Here is a 15,465-nt window from a genome sequence, read left to right on the forward strand (position 1 = left end):
ATTTGCCGTTTAAGGAACCATCTCGGTGAGTTGGCCTGGCATCATGATCGTGATGCAGCCTGGCAAGCCTAAAGTGCAAGCCAGCACAGAGGTGTTATTTAACACGGGCATATTGCCCAACATCACCGTTGGTGAACCCACGATCCATGGCGCTGGTGTTAAGGGCGTGCAAGGGACCGGCGTTGGAACCCCCATAGCGGCGGCGGTCGCCGAAACGAATGCCGGATTGGTCGGTGAGAAGCACATGCCAAAGGGCATGATGTTGACCATCGGCTTATTGTCCATGATATTGGCTGCCGGCTGACTGCTGCTCAGCATCCTATTTTGCGGCAGCACGACCAACGTGCTGATACCGGGTGGCACAGCGAACGCACATTTCAGCATCGCACCGTTACAAACATGCATGGACATGGGCGCACCTCCTCAATAACCGACTGTCGTGGTTAACTATAGCCTAATCAACCTCAATCAGCAGAGAAATAACCCATGTATAGCGCTTTGAAACACCTCCATCTCACCACGGTCGCTCTGACTTTTTGTCTTTTCATAGTCCGTGGCGTGTGGATGCTGATTGATTCGCCGCGCTTGCAACAGCGCTGGGTACGGATCGTGCCACATCTCATTGATACGGCCCTGCTGGCAAGCGCCATCGGGCTAACGCTCATACTAGGGCAGTATCCGTTGGCGGATGGCTGGCTGACCGCCAAGGTCTTAGGATTGATCGTTTACATCATCCTGGGCAGTATTGCCCTGAAATACGGACCCACCAAAACCATCCGCGTCGTGGCATGGCTCGCGGCGCTGATGGTCTTTGGCTACATCGTCAGTGTCGCTCTGAGCCACACGCCGCTGGGATTTCTGGCAGCGCATTAAGAGGTTGGGTCTTCGGCAAAGCGTCGCCAAATCCGAGGCGCTTTGCCGATCAATCAGTCAATCTTTGAACAGGATGCGCAGGGCATTCTCTCGCCCCAATCGATTGGCCTGGCAGCAACAATCCACTCCCCATTCAGCCAGCGCTCGCCCATCATCCATCATCTGATGTCCTACAAAGCTCAAGACCGCGAATTGGCTATCCGAAAATTCGTGTGCGCTGCGTGGGTCAGTTACCTTCAAGGCCACCTTAGCCTGGGCCAAGCCTAAATCAACATAGGCTTTAAAACTACTCATGCCGAGCGTAAGCCACTTCTCCCACTGGCCAATCACCACCTGGTTGGTCTTCGCCAATGAGGCGATGGCGGGACGCATAGGTTCGAAAAACGGAACGGGCATATCGTTCATGTATTTTCTCCAAATCAGATAGTATCCGTATGATATTACATAAAATATTGCAAAGCAACATCAAACACCTATAACCATTAATTTATTAGGTTAAATGGTATAATAGACCCCGGCCCGACTGGCAAAACCTGATGCCGACGGGCCGTATCGCTTCGCACAACCGGGAATAACTAAAATGTCAATCGGTACCACGATTACTGAATTCATCATCGAAGAACAACGGCAGATGAAAGGCGTATCGGGCGAGTTCACCGCCTTGGTCAACGATGTCGTCATCGCCTGCAAAGCCATTTCCAGCGCTGTCCGCTACGGTAGCCTGGTCGGTGTGCTCGGCACCGCCGACACGGACAATATCCAAGGCGAGACCCAGAAAAAACTGGATGTTATTTCCAATAATCTCTTCATCAAGCGCAACGAATGGGCCGGTCACGTCGCCGCTCTGGCCTCCGAGGAGATGAGCGACGTTTACCATCTACCTCCCCAGTATCCACGCGGCAAGTACCTTTTGGTCTTCGATCCATTGGATGGGTCCTCAAACACCGATGTCAATGGCGCGGTCGGCACCATCTTTTCGATCTTACGCCGTCCCAAGGACAGCGAGGGTGAACCCACCGAGGATGATTTTCTGCAATCTGGCGATCACCAGGTGTGCGCCGGTTATGCGCTGTATGGCCCTTCCTCAATGATGGTGTTGACCACCGGTCACGGTGTCAACGGATTTACCCTGGATCAACGCATCGGCGAGTACATTCTGACCAATCCCAACATGAAAATCCCCGAAGAGGCCAAGGATTTCTCGATCAACGCGGCGTACATGCGTTTCTGGGACCCACCGGTTCGGCGCTATGTAGACGAATGCCTGGCCGGTAAAGAAGGCCCGCGCCGCAAGGATTTCAATATGCGTTGGGCGGGCGCGATGATCGCCGACGTTCATCGGGTCCTGTGTCAGGGGGGAGTCTTCCTCTACCCAAACGACCGCAAGCTGCGTGCTAAAAACCAGGAAGGCAAGCTGCGCCTCATGTACGAAGCCAGTCCGATGAGCTTTATTATTGAGCAGGCAGGCGGCTTAGCCTCGACAGGCACTCAGCGTATTATGGAATTGCAGCCCACCGGCCTTCACCAGCGTTGCCCGGTTATTTTAGGGTCCCGCAACGAGGTCGAACGGATCATTTCCTATCACCTAGAAGCGCAATGATCTTGGCCCTTACTCGCCCCTAGCCGGACGGTGGCTCCTTTCTTACCTGCGCCGATCCGCAAGACTGCAATCTCTTGGGACGCTGTACGCGAGAATGCCGCTCACGTACAGTGCTTCCTTATTTATTGTGTGTAACATACTATGATTATGTGGTTCACATCGGTATCAGCCTAAACCCCAGCAAGTTAAGCTGATAATTTCAAGACTTCTCCTATTGCAGAAAAATTTTGGCCATGGAATCCAAAACCGCTCACGCCGAACCGCTCGCCGGCAAACTCCAGCGCATTGAGGATTTAGCCGAAAAACTGATTTATATCAAATGGAGTCGAGAATTCTTCGTGCTGTTGCAGCGGGCGGCGCAAGATACGCTCAACCTGACCCGTGGTCAGCCCGAATACCAAAAGATCGCGGCCCTGGCGGAACAGATTGATGGGCAAATCAGTGAATGTCTGGAAAAAGGTGAGCTACCCAAAGGAACTGACCGAGATCGCCTGATCGCCGTCACCGGTGCCCTCTGCCGGTCTTGGCCGGCCCCTCAAAACAGCACCCAGGACCAGAATACCGCTACGGCCGACCCCAATCTGCCGCTTTTCCTCAACTGGCAGTCCGATGAATGGCCGCAGCAGGCGGGGGTAACCACACCTCTGTCCGCCGCAACCGTCTGGTTGGTGGCGTCGGAACCCATGAGCGACTTGGTCGGCCAGCTCGAAAATCAGAGCGGCTTTCAAGTCCAGCAGTATCCCGATTTAGCGCAAATCGGCAAACTGCTGGCGGAATCCCAACAGCCCGCCGCGCTGATCATTGACCTGGACCATTGCACCCATAATCCTGCCATCCTGCAACAAATCACCACCTTGCGCCAAACGCTGGCGGCGGAAGCACCGATTCTGTTCATCGCCGAGCGCGGCGATATCACCGCCCGGCTTGAAGCCGTCGAAATGGGCGGCTCCGGCTATTTCACCAAACCGGTAGATACCGCAGCACTCGTGGAAGTGCTCGAACGGTGGATTTCCTGCAAATCTGGCCGCGTCTTGATCATCGATGATACCCTGCCCACCGCCCGTGAAATCGCTCGCTGGCTAGAAAATTGGGGTCTGATCACCCAAGTCTTGGCGCAACCCCTGCAAGCGCTGCAAGCGATCCGTGGGTTTCAGCCCGGCGTGCTGATCATGAATCTGGACATAAAAGAAACCAACGGTTTGCAACTGGCGCAAGTTCTGCAACAACACGAACAATTCCAGCCCATACCGCTTATCCTGCTCTCGGCGCAAACCGATATTCGCCAGCGTTTGACCATGGCCGGCTTGAGCGGTGAAATGCTGCTTGATAAGCCACCCGATGCGGAATCGCTATTGGCCGCGGCCACGAAACGGCTGCGGCACAGACCCAATCCATACCGTAGCTTAAACCGGATCAGCAATCGCGATAGCGTAAGCGGCCTATGCAACCGACCGTACTTTTTGGCGCATCTGCATCGGACCCTAACCGCCACCACCGCTAACGCCCAACCTCTGGCGGTCATGCTGATTAGCTTGGACAATCTGCGTCCAGTTGAAGTCGCCGATGCAGCGGCGGCTGATGAAATCATCAGACTCGCGGCCAAGCGCTTGCAGGCCGCTTTGGGCACCGGCCCCATCACCGCCCGCTTCGGGGATGCGGTGTTTACCGTACTGCTGGGATTTACCAACCAGGAGGGGCTGCTTGTCACCGGACACGCGGTGCGCAATGCCTTGGAAACCGACCCCTACCCCTTCGGCGGCAGCGAGTTTCGGCTACGGGCCAGCATCGGCATCAGTATCGCCAGTCCGGCCAAGCCGGAGGCTGCCCTGCTGATTCAGCAAGCCGATCTTGCCTGCGGGATGGCACGCGGCAGCAAAGACACCCGGATTCACGTCCATCATGCGCAAACCACCGAGCAAGACACGCAAAATCCACAGCAGCATAAGCTGTTGGAAGAAATCCGCGAAGCCGCCCAGCAGCAACGGATGAACCTGCTGTTTCAACCGATTGTCAGCTTGCGCGGCGATCCCACTGAGCGCTATGAAGTCCTCTTACGGATGCGTAACAAGGATGGCTGGGAGCTGCTGCCGGAAACCGTCTTCAGTCTGGTCAAGCGTCATCGGATCGGTATGGTTCTCGACCGTTGGGTAATCGTTCACGCGATTCGTTCCCTACGCCAGCGGCTGGGACGCGGGCACTCTGCGATCCTGTTTATCAATATTTCTCCCACCATTCTGCAAGACGAAGAACTGTTCAACTGGTTGCGCGATGGTCTGAAAAAAACCGAAGTTCCGGCATCGAGCTTAGTGTTCGAGATCGCAGAAACGACCGCCGAGGTCAATAAACAAACCCTGCAACCGCTGCTGTTGCGGCTCAAGGAATTGGGCTGCGGGCTTTCCCTGGATCATTTCAGTGGCCGTGAACGAGGGCTGACACTCGCCCAGTTGCTAGAGGTCAACTACGTTAAGCTGGAGAGTCGTTACACGGCGGATTTGGTCAATGATAAGGCCCGTCAGCAGGAACTGACCCAACTGGCTCGCCGCTTGGCCAGCCAAGGTATCACCCCTATCCTCACCGGCATCGAAAACGGCGCCACCTTACCCGTACTGTGGTCGTGCGGCATTGATTATGTGCAAGGCTTTGTTTTGCAACGGCCGCATACCGATATGAGCTTTGATTTCGGGCATGTCGTGCTGTAGTCGGTCATGCGGGTCGATCCGGCGACGGGCTTATTAGACGCAGCCCGCTTTCAACCATCCCCCCACTGTGATGACCGCCCGGCTGGGCTGATCCCCGACTTGATTGTGATTCACGGCATCAGTCTACCGCCCGGCGAATTCGGCGGACCGTGGATCGATGCTCTATTTACTCATGGAATCGACCCGACTGCTCACCCGTATTTCCAGACTCTCGCCGGCTTACGAGTCTCCGCTCACTTACTCATCCGCCGCGATGGCACTCCTGTGCAATACGTGCCCTTTCACCGGCGGGCCTGGCACGCGGGTGAATCGGTTTATCAAGGTCGCTGCCGCTGCAACGATTTCAGTGTCGGCATTGAGTTGGAAGGTACCGACCAGTTGCCCTATGACGACCGCCAATATACGCGGTTGGCAGCCGCTATCGTTGCCTTGCGCCGGGCCTATCCTACGATCCTGCCTGAACGCTTGGCCGGCCACGCGGATATCGCCCCTGGTCGCAAAACCGATCCGGGGCCGGCGTTCGATTGGGCCAAGCTGCATCGATTACTTAAAGAGCGCAATCATTAGATAAAGCTGGCCGGATCAACGATTTCTTGAGTTGGTCGATCTGGTTTAGGACATGGTGAGCGCTCGGCGGCGGGGCTATCCGCCAGCAGGGCCGTCACTTGTTGCACCCAAGTAGCGATCAGGTCGGCGGCAGGCCGCGACTCGCATAGATGGCAGCCTTGGCCGGCCCACAAGGGCATCAAATCGGTCACCCCCTGCTCGGCTGCCGCACGGCCTAGCTCTTGGGTGAGGAAAAATTGCAGGGGAAACCCTGGCAATTCCGTTTCATGAGCGCGCATCTCATCGGCCAAGCGGTTGCGTAGGACGCGGCCGTACCGACCGGTGAAAACCCGACTTAAGGTGGTGGCGATTTCGCTCCCCTGGCTCAACAGCGCCTTGTACGCCGGATGTGCGCCACTCTCTGGACAAGCCAGGAACGCAGTGCCCATTTGGGCGCCGACCGCCCCCAGCACCCGCACGGCAGCGATGCCACGCCCGTCCATGATACCGCCAGCGGCAATGATGGGGACTTGGACATGCTTGGTTAACAAGGGCACCAGGGTCAGCGTGCCGACTAGACCCTGTTCAGGATGGCCGATGAAGGTACCGCGATGACCCCCCGCTTCCGCACCTTGCGCAACGATGAAATCCACACCGCTCTCTTCGAGCACAATCGCTTCCAGTAGATGAGTGGCGGTCCCTATGGTCGCAATGCCCGCATCACGCAACAAATCCAGACAAACCGCGTCCGGCACACCAAAGATGAAGCTTAAAGCGGCCACTTGCTCACTGATCACCACATCCAGTTGTTCAACGAAATCGGGGACTTCGCGCAGCGCGGTCGGTCCCGGCGGCAATCCCAATTCGGCTCGGTAGGGCGCGAGCAGCGTGCGGGCGCGGGCGATCCGATCCAAATCAATTTTGGCTGGAATACCGGTCGCCAAGTTGACCGCGAACGGCCGGTCGGTTAGCGCGCGAGTTTCGGCAATCGCCTGTTGCAACTGTTCTGGCTGGAGATGGCTAGCCGCCAGTGCCCCCAGGCCACCGGCATTAGCGACCGCCGCTGCCAGTTGTGGGGTACCCGGACCACTGGTCATGGGGGCCTGGATGATCGGATAGCGAATCCCAAGGCGTTCGGTCAATACAGTTGTGGACCAGTTCATCGAACATCAACTCTCATTTGAAACCTCCCCCTTCAGGGGGATAATCGTGCATCGGAGAGATGTAATCTCTGCTATGCGGTTTCGCCCAGCCCAGGGCGTAGATTGAAATCGAGTGATTGAGCACTCGTGACTCAACAAAAAACAGAACGGCCGTCGACGCCGGTCGGCCTGCCTGCGATGGCCGCCACGTTGCTCATGCCTCGCCCAGCAAACGGTGGATGATGTGACCCGCCAGCATCATGCCGAATAAAGCCGGCATGTAGGAAATCGTACCGTTCACCGCACGACGTGATCCGGGTTGATTGCCGCTGTCGGATGGGTGTGGCAGCGGCGGGTGGCGCGGCTCATCGCTGTAGATCACCGGGTAAGTCAACGGCATACCCAGCTCTCGCAAGCGCCGCCGCAGCTCGCGCGCCAGCGGACAGCCCTGCGTCTGATCCAAGCGGGCTGGCCGTACCCGACTCACATCCAGGCAATTGCCAGCGCCGAGCGCCGAAATCACCGGCACCTCTCGCCGCAGACAGGCCGCAACCAGCGCGACCTTGCACGCGATACTGTCGATGCAATCGGCGACAAAATCGTAGCCACCCGCGATGATCAATCCCTTGGCAGCAGTCGGCTGCAAAAACTCCTCCATAAGCACCAAATCCAGAGTCGGATCAATGTCCTGTAAGCGGGCCGCCATCACGGCCACCTTGGAGGTGCCCATCGTCGAATGCAGCGCCACCAACTGGCGGTTGAGGTTGGACGGGGTGACAGCATCATGATCCAGCAAGGTCAAGCGGCCGACCCCGGCACGACCCAAGGCTTCAGCCGCATAACTGCCAACGCCTCCTAAGCCGGCCACCAGAACATGGGCTGTCCGCAACCGCGCCAGCCCCTCACTCCCAATCAGGATTTCAGTGCGTGCGTGCGGATGATTCATCAACAATCCTAAACAGGCAGCGCGCATTGGCGGTGGTGGCAGCGGCGATTTCGGCAGGATCAACCCCGCGCAATTCGGCCACACAAGCTAACACGTCCGGTAAAAAAGCAGGTTCATTGCGCTCGCCCCGTCGGTTACAGGTCGGCTGATCAGGCGCATCGGTCTCCAGCATGAAGCCGTCCAGCGGCAGATAACGCAGCAAAGCACGCAGCCGGGTGGCGCGTGGATAGGTCACTGGTCCCCCGAAACTGAGCAAAATCCCCGCATCCAACAAGCGTCGCGCTTGATCGACGCTGCCGGAAAAGCTGTGAACTACCCCACGCACCCCAGGATAGCGGCGGATGTATTTGATCACCTGATCGACCGCGCGGCGGGCATGAATGATCGCCGGCAAGCCATGACGGCGCGCCAACTGCAATTGGCCGGTAAAATAATCGGCCTGCGCGCCAGGGTCCAAGTCAGGGAGATAGTAATCCAGGCCGCATTCACCCACCGCTGCTGGGTGTTCCTGAACTAGCCAATCGGCCAGGAGGTCGAGATGCTCCGGCCGATGCTCGGCCAGATAAAGAGGATGCAGGCCATAGCCGGCGTAGAGTCCCGGATAGCGAACCGTGATCGCCTTGAGCCGTGGCCACCAGCGGGCGCTGACCGCCGCCAGAACCTGCGCCACGACACCATGCTTGCGGGCGCGTTGGTAGGTGGCGTCGCGGTCGGGATCGAAACAGGGATCATCGAAATGATTATGGCTATCGATCAAGGCTAGCATGATCGTTTGGCTTCAGGCAGTAACGACTGGTGGGAATCGGCGGTGAAAAAGCGTACCTGGTTGGAACCGCAATCCTTGGCCCAGCGGAGCGCCTGCGCGGCATTTTCCAGCAGTAGATCGACATCAGTGCCATCGACTGGGCATCGGCTAATCCCGATGCCGGCACCGCTGATGAGCGTCTGGCCATCCAGTTCGATAGGTTCGGCCAAGACTTGCCGGATGCGATCTGCCAGCCGGCCAATCTCTTGGGGGTCGTCCAGCTCCGTCAGGACAAGGACAAATTCATCGCCGGTCAACCGGCAAACCGTATCGGTCTCGCTGACCAACGCAAGCAACCGGCTGCCGACCCGCTCCAGCAACCGGTCGCCCACCGTATACCCGTACTGCTCGTTAACCGCTGCGAATCGATCCAGATCAAGCCGCAAGACCACCACGGAATGCTGATGGCGCATCGCATGAAGCAAGGCTTGGCGCAAGCGATCCCGCAGCAGGGTAGAGTCCGGCAACCCGGTCAGTGGATCACGACCGACCGGATAGCGGATATTCTGAGCAGTGGCCCGGTGTGCAGAGATGTCGTCGAAAATGGCGATGTAATGGCTGATGCGTTGGTTTGCATCCCGCAACGCGGTAATCCCTAACCATTCCGGATAGATTTCGCCGTTTTTACGGCGATTCCAAATCTTGCCTTGCCAGCGGCCGGTTTCCTGAAGGTCGGCCCACATCGACCGGTAAAAATCCCGGTCATGTCGCCCGGAAGACAGTGTGCGTGGATTACGCCCGCGCATCTCTTCCAAGCAGTAACCGGTCACTGCGGTAAACGCGCGATTGACCATAATGACGGCGTTGTTACGGTCGCTGACCAGAATGCCCTCGCCGCTCTGCTCGTAAACGGCGGCAGCCAAGCGCAAATCTTGTTCGGCACGCCGGCGCTGAGCCTCACTCTCCAAATTATCCAGCGCGAACGACACATCGGCCGCCATCTGATCAAGCAATTTGACCAGTTCAGGATCGAAGAAGTCGGGTTCGGAAGCATACAAGCTGAACGCCCCGATCACTGCGTCTGCCCGTCTTAGGGGAAATGCCGCACACGCACGGACTCCAGTGGTCGCCACGAGGAATTGCCAGTCGGGTTCGCCGCCGTGGTCATTCAGCAAGTCGTTGTTTAACCAACGCGCGCCGCTACTCACCACCGTATGCGCTGGTTGAGTGGGCAACGCGACTCCCTCGGTGATCGACTCGCCTCGTGAGGGCAAGCGGCTTCGCAACTCGCCGAAAGCGGCTTGCGGCCGTAGTTGCTGGGTGGCGGGATCGACCAACTCAATCCAGGCACCTTCGAGTTCGCCGCATTTGACGGCGATTCGACAGATTTGCTCAAAAAGCGCATCGGCGGTGCCGGTGTTGTGGAGAATCGCTTCGTTGGTGGCGTTGAGCGCGGCATAGAAACGGCTGATCCGCGCCAGACGGTGCTCGGTGCGTTTGCGAGTCGTGATGTCATCGATGACGACGATGAAATACTCCGGCTGCCCTTTGGCGCCGCGCAGCAAGGACACGGTAAGATTGACCCAGACCGTCGTTCCATCCCGATGAAAATAGCGCTTCTCCATACTGTAGGTACGAATCTGCTCGGAGAGAATTTGCTCCACCAACCACAGATCCTTACTCAGATCATCGGGGTGGGTCAGTTCCTGAAAGGTTTTTTGCAGCAACTCCTCGCGAGCATAGCCGATCATCGCACATAACCGGTCATTGACCCGTAGCCAACGGCCATCGGGCGCGACCTGGGCCATACCGACCGCCGCTTGTTCAAAAGTAGCGCGAAAGCGCAGGGCCTGATCAGCCAGCGCGGCCTCGGTTCGCTTACGTTCGGAAATATCGCGGACGACTGATTGAAAATAGAGCTTCTGCTGATCGGTAATCGCCCGTGCGCTGACTTCCACTGGAAAAGGAGTCCCATCCCGCCGCTGGTGCAGGCGCTCGAAAATCGCTCCTCCGGTGGCGGCCACCCGCTGATAATCCTCCGCCAAAGCCTCCTTGGAGGAGGCGAACCGCAATTCGATAACCGGTCGGCCGCGTAGCTCCTCCGGGGTGCGTCCGTAATACTCGAAAACACGATCATTCACCTCAATGATCGTGCCATCTTCCGACAGCAGCACCACCACGTCCCAGGATTGCCGAAGCAACGCTTCGTGGCGGCTGGATAGATTGGCGCGCTCAAAATCAACGCGCAGGCAGTCCAACAAAAAATGGGCCTGGGTATTCCGCCACCAGAACAGGATACAGACCGAGCCAGCAATCAAGGCGAACAGCAAGACAAAACCGAACCAGACCAACAAGCGCACGCTGACCGCCGTATCGCCGAAATGCCGTAGCACCTCGCGATAAGCTAAAAGACCTGGAAGCACGGCCAGCACGGCGAACAGCACCAGCAAAGCCATCGGCATTGACGCTGTACGGGGCGGCATTTGTAGCTGGGCTGCCAACTGCTTTTCGGCATCGAGCCGACGGAGCAAAAAAAACAGCGCGAGACTCGACGCGATAACGAACGCCCAATCCTTGGCGGTTTGTAGATGCAGGGTTGCTTCGGCATCCAGATTCAACCAGAACACCAGTTGATCAGAGCCGAAAATCCACAGGGTTGACACCACTGCGTAGAGCATGGCCAGGGAAAATGCGTATTTCATGGCTGCGCGGATGACCTGAAGCCGCGAGCTTGCTCGATTATTTGCGCCAAGTAGGAGTCCAATCATGTTCTTTCGTGTTAAGTATATGCGCTAATACCGCCGACCCAAGGGGTTTGCCAAGCTCGCCGCAACACCTGATCGATTCAGCACCACGCCCATTACCAGCCAACTCGCACGACGACTGCCCAGCACTGGGCGAAGCGGGCAAGCCAACCTCACCCTCAATGCGACTGGCAAGCCGCTGAGCCTTTCGATGGAGAACCCGATGCAACGCAGCGATATCCTCGCTTTTTTAGTCTCTTTAGGCATTACTGGCCTGCTGATCTGGGGACTGGTTTATTTTATCAATACGTGGTGGGCACGCCTGCCCAAGGCCGTGGCGTTGATCGTCTGCATCCTCTTGGCGGTCTTGGCCATCGGCTATCCAATCTACGCCTTGGCCCGCTGGTCGGATCGCTATCTGGCGCGAGTGCGGGAAGCAAAAACACGCGGGCAACGGGTCGAATGAGCGCCAATCGCCAACATGACCGAGACCGCCCGTAACCATGTTAGGGCTGTTCCGACACTGGCACCGCCGCCGGCGGCTACAACGTGTCCGCCTATCCGACAGACAGTGGGACTGGGCTGTTGCTCAATCACCCTCTCTGGCCGGATTGACTGAGGGCGAACAGGACCACTTGCGAGATCTGGCGAGCTTGTTTCTGGCGGAAAAAGCACTGGAACCGGCCGGTGGCCTGGTGCTCACGCCGGACATGGGTTCCCTCATCGCCGCTCAAGCGTGTCTGCCGATCCTTAACCTGGGCCTTGATTATTATCGGGGTTGGCGTTCGGTGATTCTCTATCCCGAAGGTTTTCTCGCCTACCATGAATATACGGATGCAAACGGCCTGGTGCATAGCGTCCATCGGCCCTTGATCGGTGAAGCCTGGGAACGTGGGCCAGTGATCCTGTCCTGGGCTGATATCGCGCAACCCTCATCGGCGTCAGGACTCAACGTGGTCATCCACGAAATGGCCCATAAATTGGACATGCTCAATGGTGCGGTCAACGGTTTGCCGCCCCTGCATAGTGATATGGCGGTGGGTGACTGGAGCCGCGCTTTCAATGCCGCCTACCGGCATCTGTGCCGAGCGGTGGATCAGGGCCTGCCGACGATCCTGGACCCCTACGCTGCCGAAAGCCCCGGCGAATTTTTCGCCTCAGTCAGTGAAACGTTTTTTGAAACACCGGAACGGGTGATTGTTACCTATCAAAAAGTTTATCGGCAGTTACAAGCCTTCTACCGGCAGAATCCGCTAGCACGACGGCCGGCTGAAGTGCTTCCGGCTATTGTGCCGGACCTTGCCGAATTCGCAGAAACCGACGAGTAAGCCTATAAAAAATCGTCGATGCGAGCAGGCTCCCAAACCGCACCCTGGACCCGCCACTCGCCACCGCGCCGCTCCAAACCCAAATCGAAGCGATACAGGTCGGCGCTTAGCCCCACCAGATCATCGGCCCGCGCCACCGGGCGACCGGCCATGGCTGCCGCGACACTCACCGTTGCCCGATTGGGTCCGGGAAATTCGATGGTGCGGACGCGCGTGAACAAATGAATGGATTGTTGGCGCAAGATCTGGAGCCGGAGCAGATTTTCGATGGCCTTGCGGTCGTTACCGGCCTTATCAACATAATCCTCCGCGATCAAATTACGCAGCGCACTGATATCGCGCTGCTCAGCCGCCGCTTGCGCCTGAGCGAGCCACGCTCGAATCTCGGCTTCAGGGGTGGAAGGGCGCGAACAGCCCACCAGGCTCAGCACGCAGGCTAGCCACGAGATCAGTAGCCAACGACTCCAGTTCAGCCAGGCCATACGATCCCCCATTCACCCCAGCCTGGATTACAATGCGCCAATCTTGGCCCTACCCATCCCCTAACCCACGCGCTTACGCCATGAACCATCGGTTTGAAATCCTCGATAAGTCGATTTGCTACAGCGGATTCTTCCGCATGGAAAAATATCGGTTGCGCCACGAGTTGTTCGGCGGCGGCTGGAGCACCGAGATGACGCGCGAATGCCTGGAACGCGGCCATGCGGTGGCGGTCTTGCCCTACGACCCGATTACCGATCAAGTGATTCTACTCGAACAGTTCCGGATCGGCGCACTGGACTTTCCGGGCGGGCCTTGGTTGCGGGAAATCGTCGCCGGCATTATCGACCATGCGGATGAAACCGCTGAAGAGGTCGCTCATCGTGAGGGAGCCGAGGAAGCCGGTTGTGAATTCCTTGATCTGGTACCCATTTGTCGCTACCTGGTGAGTCCAGGCGGTACTTCAGAAAGCATCACCTTATTCTGCGGCCGGGTCGATACCAGTACCGTGACCAGCGGTATCTGCGGTCTTGCCACCGAGCATGAAGATATCCGCGTCTGGGTGGTATCACGCGCCGAAGCGCTCGACTTGCTTCACACCGGCCGGATTAATTCCGCTGCGCCGATCATCGCCCTACAATGGTTGGCATTGAATCAATCGCACTTATTGGAACGCTGGGGCTGCATCCAGCCTTAAATCCCCAGGTGGCGTAAATCTGGATCGACTTGGGCGCGACTCCAAACCTCACGAAACAAGTCGAGTAACTCCTTGGTTCGTTCGGTCGGTTCCGGTTGATACCGACCGAGCAATCGACGCGGATCGCTGAAATGCAGCAACGCCCGGTCGTCTGCAATCCAAAACCCCTGCCCCAACTCCGGCTGATCCGGCATTTCCTGCCGGTTGGGCGTGCGCAGAATCAGCGTTGTCGTCAACCGCTCGCTCAACCGCGCCAACCCTGGACACGCGCTTCGCCAATCGCGCGCCGGCGGTAATAGCAATTGCAAACGGATTTTCGGCTGGCTGACCACCCGGTTACGAATGGCGGCAAGCACTTCGGCATCGTTGTAGAGTTCGGGCCGCACCACGGGCACGTAAACGCTTAACGTGCGCCGCATCCCATCAAGTAGGCTCAGGGCCGCCTGCCGACTGTCGTCCAGGCCATGGAGCGGAACCGGAGAAACCTGCGTGTCGTCAGCCATTGCCACCACCTCGCTGTCGGTAAAATCATTAAGACACCCGCTATCAGTTTACCTCGGTCCCGGTCGGCGATCAGCCGGTTTGCCGCTCCAGCGCCCATATCACATGCTCCCGCACCAATGCCGAGGGATGCGCCAAACGCGCCTGTAAAGCGGCGATCACCGCCGGCGACTGCGGCGCGTTGCCCAAGGCAACGGCAATATTGCGCAGCCAGCGTTCATGGCCAAGACGACGAATTGCACTGCCTTCGGTGCGGCGCAAAAACTCCGACTCGTCCCAGGCAAACAATTTCAGCAGATCGGGCGCATCCAGTTGATGGCGGGTACGAAAATCCGCTTCGGCGGCAACCTGCGCGAAGCGATTCCACGGACACACCAACTGACAATCATCGCAACCATAGATGCGATTGCCGATAGCTGGACGAAACGCCAGCGGGATGGAACCCTGTAGCTCAATGGTGTGGTATGAAATGCAGCGGCGTGCATCCACCTGATACGGCGCGACGATGGCCTGCGTCGGACAAATATCCAGACACGCGACACAGCGCCCACAATGCGCTGTCACTGGTTCATCCGGCGGCAGCGGTAAATCGACGTAGATCTCGCCGAGAAAGAACCAGGAGCCGGCGCTACGGTCCAGCAAGTTGCTGTGCTTGCCGATCCAGCCCAAACCCGCCTGTGCTGCTAGTGCTTTTTCCAATACCGGTGCGCTATCCGTGAACACCCGATACCCAAACGGCCCCACCACGGCGGCGATCCGATCCGCCAGCCGTTGCAGGCGCTGGCGCATCACCTTATGGTAATCTCGACCCAGGGTGTAACGGGAAATGTAGCCTAGCTCCGGGCGGCGCAGCACGCTCCAGGGTTCGGCTGCCATTGGCGGCAGATAGTCCATTCGCGCTGAAATCACCCGCACCGTTTCGGGCACCAATTCCGCCGGTCGGCTACGCTTAACACCGTGTCGGGCCATGTAGGCCATCTCGCCGTGAAACCCCGCCGCCAGCCAAGCGAGCAGCCATGTTTCATGCTGAACCAGATCGATACCGGAAACCCCGACCCGCTGGAAACCCAGCTCATTGCCCCAATCTTTGATAGCGGTGACAAGCGCGGCGAGGGATTCGGCAGTGAGATTAGGGGTCACGGTGGCGGCTGGATTTGCGAAAAT

General features: G+C 57.9%; 16 protein-coding genes. 7 read left to right on the top strand and 9 right to left on the bottom strand.

Annotated elements, in window-relative coordinates; genetic code table 11:
- Positions 1–9 precede the first annotated feature (9 nt).
- Complete coding sequence (locus BN873_RS05955; protein WP_048671668.1) at positions 10–411, bottom strand: DUF4280 domain-containing protein; 402 nt, start codon at positions 409–411, stop codon at positions 10–12.
- A 75-nt stretch (positions 412–486) separates the two neighbouring features.
- Between BN873_RS05955 and BN873_RS05960 the strand changes: the two genes are divergently transcribed.
- Positions 487–873: a SirB2 family protein gene (locus BN873_RS05960; protein WP_048671669.1), complete on the top strand. Its 387-nt coding sequence runs from the start codon at positions 487–489 to the stop codon at positions 871–873.
- Positions 874–930: 57 nt separating this feature from the next.
- Here the strand turns inward: BN873_RS05960 and BN873_RS05965 are convergent, their stop codons facing one another.
- On the bottom strand, positions 931–1,278 hold the full coding sequence (locus BN873_RS05965) for a phasin family protein (protein WP_048671671.1): 348 nt from the start codon (positions 1,276–1,278) through the stop codon (positions 931–933).
- A 175-nt stretch (positions 1,279–1,453) separates the two neighbouring features.
- On the opposite strand from BN873_RS05965, the gene BN873_RS05970 reads away from it, so the two are divergent.
- The 3 genes from BN873_RS05970 to ampD all read left to right on the top strand — a co-directional run bounded on the left by BN873_RS05970 (position 1,454) and on the right by ampD (position 5,739).
- A complete protein-coding gene (locus tag BN873_RS05970; protein WP_048671672.1) occupies positions 1,454–2,473 on the top strand; it encodes a class 1 fructose-bisphosphatase in 1,020 nt (339 codons plus the stop codon).
- Between the two features lie 233 nt (positions 2,474–2,706).
- Entirely contained in the window at positions 2,707–5,172 is a 2,466-nt protein-coding gene (locus BN873_RS05975; protein ID WP_048671673.1) for a GGDEF/EAL domain-containing response regulator, read from the top strand.
- A 6-nt stretch (positions 5,173–5,178) separates the two neighbouring features.
- Positions 5,179–5,739 (top strand): 1,6-anhydro-N-acetylmuramyl-L-alanine amidase AmpD, encoded by a 561-nt coding sequence (gene ampD / locus BN873_RS05980; RefSeq protein ID WP_048671674.1) that lies wholly within the window; start codon positions 5,179–5,181, stop codon positions 5,737–5,739.
- On the opposite strand, the gene BN873_RS05985 is transcribed toward ampD, so the two are convergent.
- The 4 genes from BN873_RS05985 to BN873_RS06000 all read right to left on the bottom strand — a co-directional run bounded on the left by BN873_RS05985 (position 5,736) and on the right by BN873_RS06000 (position 11,253).
- A complete protein-coding gene (locus BN873_RS05985) occupies positions 5,736–6,881 on the bottom strand; it encodes an NAD(P)H-dependent flavin oxidoreductase (RefSeq protein ID WP_048671677.1) in 1,146 nt (381 codons plus the stop codon). The two genes, ampD and BN873_RS05985, sit on opposite strands and share 4 nt — an antisense overlap.
- A gap of 193 nt (positions 6,882–7,074) precedes the next feature.
- Positions 7,075–7,806, bottom strand: a complete 732-nt coding sequence (locus tag BN873_RS05990; RefSeq protein ID WP_048671680.1) for a tRNA threonylcarbamoyladenosine dehydratase — start codon at positions 7,804–7,806, stop codon at positions 7,075–7,077.
- Positions 7,781–8,572, bottom strand: a complete 792-nt coding sequence (locus BN873_RS05995) for a TatD family hydrolase (protein ID WP_048671683.1) — start codon at positions 8,570–8,572, stop codon at positions 7,781–7,783. The genes BN873_RS05990 and BN873_RS05995 overlap by 26 nt, the downstream gene beginning before the upstream one ends.
- On the bottom strand, positions 8,566–11,253 hold the full coding sequence (locus tag BN873_RS06000) for a sensor domain-containing protein (RefSeq protein WP_048671685.1): 2,688 nt from the start codon (positions 11,251–11,253) through the stop codon (positions 8,566–8,568). Before BN873_RS06000 ends, BN873_RS05995 begins: the two co-directional genes overlap by 7 nt.
- A 265-nt stretch (positions 11,254–11,518) precedes the next feature.
- Between BN873_RS06000 and BN873_RS06005 the strand changes: the two genes are divergently transcribed.
- Both BN873_RS06005 and BN873_RS06010 read left to right on the top strand, forming a co-directional pair.
- The gene (locus BN873_RS06005) at positions 11,519–11,761 is read left to right on the top strand and encodes a hypothetical protein (protein ID WP_048671687.1); all 243 of its coding nucleotides are present in this window, start codon (positions 11,519–11,521) and stop codon (positions 11,759–11,761) included.
- Between the two features lie 37 nt (positions 11,762–11,798).
- Entirely contained in the window at positions 11,799–12,623 is an 825-nt protein-coding gene (locus BN873_RS06010; protein ID WP_048671689.1) for a M90 family metallopeptidase, read from the top strand.
- A 2-nt stretch (positions 12,624–12,625) separates the two neighbouring features.
- Here BN873_RS06010 and BN873_RS06015 read toward each other — a convergent pair whose 3' ends face one another.
- Positions 12,626–13,105 (bottom strand): hypothetical protein, encoded by a 480-nt coding sequence (locus tag BN873_RS06015; protein WP_048671692.1) that lies wholly within the window; start codon positions 13,103–13,105, stop codon positions 12,626–12,628.
- An 80-nt stretch (positions 13,106–13,185) separates the two neighbouring features.
- Between BN873_RS06015 and BN873_RS06020 the strand changes: the two genes are divergently transcribed.
- Entirely contained in the window at positions 13,186–13,800 is a 615-nt protein-coding gene (locus tag BN873_RS06020) for an NUDIX domain-containing protein (protein ID WP_048671696.1), read from the top strand.
- Here BN873_RS06020 and BN873_RS06025 read toward each other — a convergent pair.
- Together BN873_RS06025 and queG are read right to left on the bottom strand one after the other, a co-directional pair.
- The gene (locus BN873_RS06025) at positions 13,797–14,303 is read right to left on the bottom strand and encodes a DUF7931 domain-containing protein (protein WP_048671698.1); all 507 of its coding nucleotides are present in this window, start codon (positions 14,301–14,303) and stop codon (positions 13,797–13,799) included. The two genes, BN873_RS06020 and BN873_RS06025, sit on opposite strands and share 4 nt — an antisense overlap.
- Positions 14,304–14,373: 70 nt before the next feature.
- The gene (queG, locus tag BN873_RS06030; RefSeq protein ID WP_048671702.1) at positions 14,374–15,441 is read right to left on the bottom strand and encodes a tRNA epoxyqueuosine(34) reductase QueG; all 1,068 of its coding nucleotides are present in this window, start codon (positions 15,439–15,441) and stop codon (positions 14,374–14,376) included.
- Positions 15,442–15,465: the final 24 nt, after the last annotated feature.

This window comes from Candidatus Competibacter denitrificans Run_A_D11 (assembly GCF_001051235.1).
Classification (GTDB): domain Bacteria; phylum Pseudomonadota; class Gammaproteobacteria; order Competibacterales; family Competibacteraceae; genus Competibacter_A; species Competibacter_A denitrificans.

Bases quoted from the DNA above. Each gene is read 5' to 3' on its own strand.
- BN873_RS05955 (WP_048671668.1), bottom strand. From the start codon at position 411: ATGTCCATGCATGTTTGTAACGGTGCGATGCTGAAATGTGCGTTCGCT.
- BN873_RS05960 (WP_048671669.1), top strand. From the start codon at position 487: ATGTATAGCGCTTTGAAACACCTCCATCTCACCACGGTCGCTCTGACT.
- BN873_RS05965 (WP_048671671.1), bottom strand. From the start codon at position 1,278: ATGAACGATATGCCCGTTCCGTTTTTCGAACCTATGCGTCCCGCCATC.
- BN873_RS05970 (WP_048671672.1), top strand. From the start codon at position 1,454: ATGTCAATCGGTACCACGATTACTGAATTCATCATCGAAGAACAACGG.
- BN873_RS05975 (WP_048671673.1), top strand. From the start codon at position 2,707: ATGGAATCCAAAACCGCTCACGCCGAACCGCTCGCCGGCAAACTCCAG.
- ampD (WP_048671674.1), top strand. From the start codon at position 5,179: ATGCGGGTCGATCCGGCGACGGGCTTATTAGACGCAGCCCGCTTTCAA.
- BN873_RS05985 (WP_048671677.1), bottom strand. From the start codon at position 6,881: ATGAACTGGTCCACAACTGTATTGACCGAACGCCTTGGGATTCGCTAT.
- BN873_RS05990 (WP_048671680.1), bottom strand. From the start codon at position 7,806: ATGAATCATCCGCACGCACGCACTGAAATCCTGATTGGGAGTGAGGGG.
- BN873_RS05995 (WP_048671683.1), bottom strand. From the start codon at position 8,572: ATGCTAGCCTTGATCGATAGCCATAATCATTTCGATGATCCCTGTTTC.
- BN873_RS06000 (WP_048671685.1), bottom strand. From the start codon at position 11,253: ATGAAATACGCATTTTCCCTGGCCATGCTCTACGCAGTGGTGTCAACC.
- BN873_RS06005 (WP_048671687.1), top strand. From the start codon at position 11,519: ATGCAACGCAGCGATATCCTCGCTTTTTTAGTCTCTTTAGGCATTACT.
- BN873_RS06010 (WP_048671689.1), top strand. From the start codon at position 11,799: ATGTTAGGGCTGTTCCGACACTGGCACCGCCGCCGGCGGCTACAACGT.
- BN873_RS06015 (WP_048671692.1), bottom strand. From the start codon at position 13,105: ATGGCCTGGCTGAACTGGAGTCGTTGGCTACTGATCTCGTGGCTAGCC.
- BN873_RS06020 (WP_048671696.1), top strand. From the start codon at position 13,186: ATGAACCATCGGTTTGAAATCCTCGATAAGTCGATTTGCTACAGCGGA.
- BN873_RS06025 (WP_048671698.1), bottom strand. From the start codon at position 14,303: ATGGCTGACGACACGCAGGTTTCTCCGGTTCCGCTCCATGGCCTGGAC.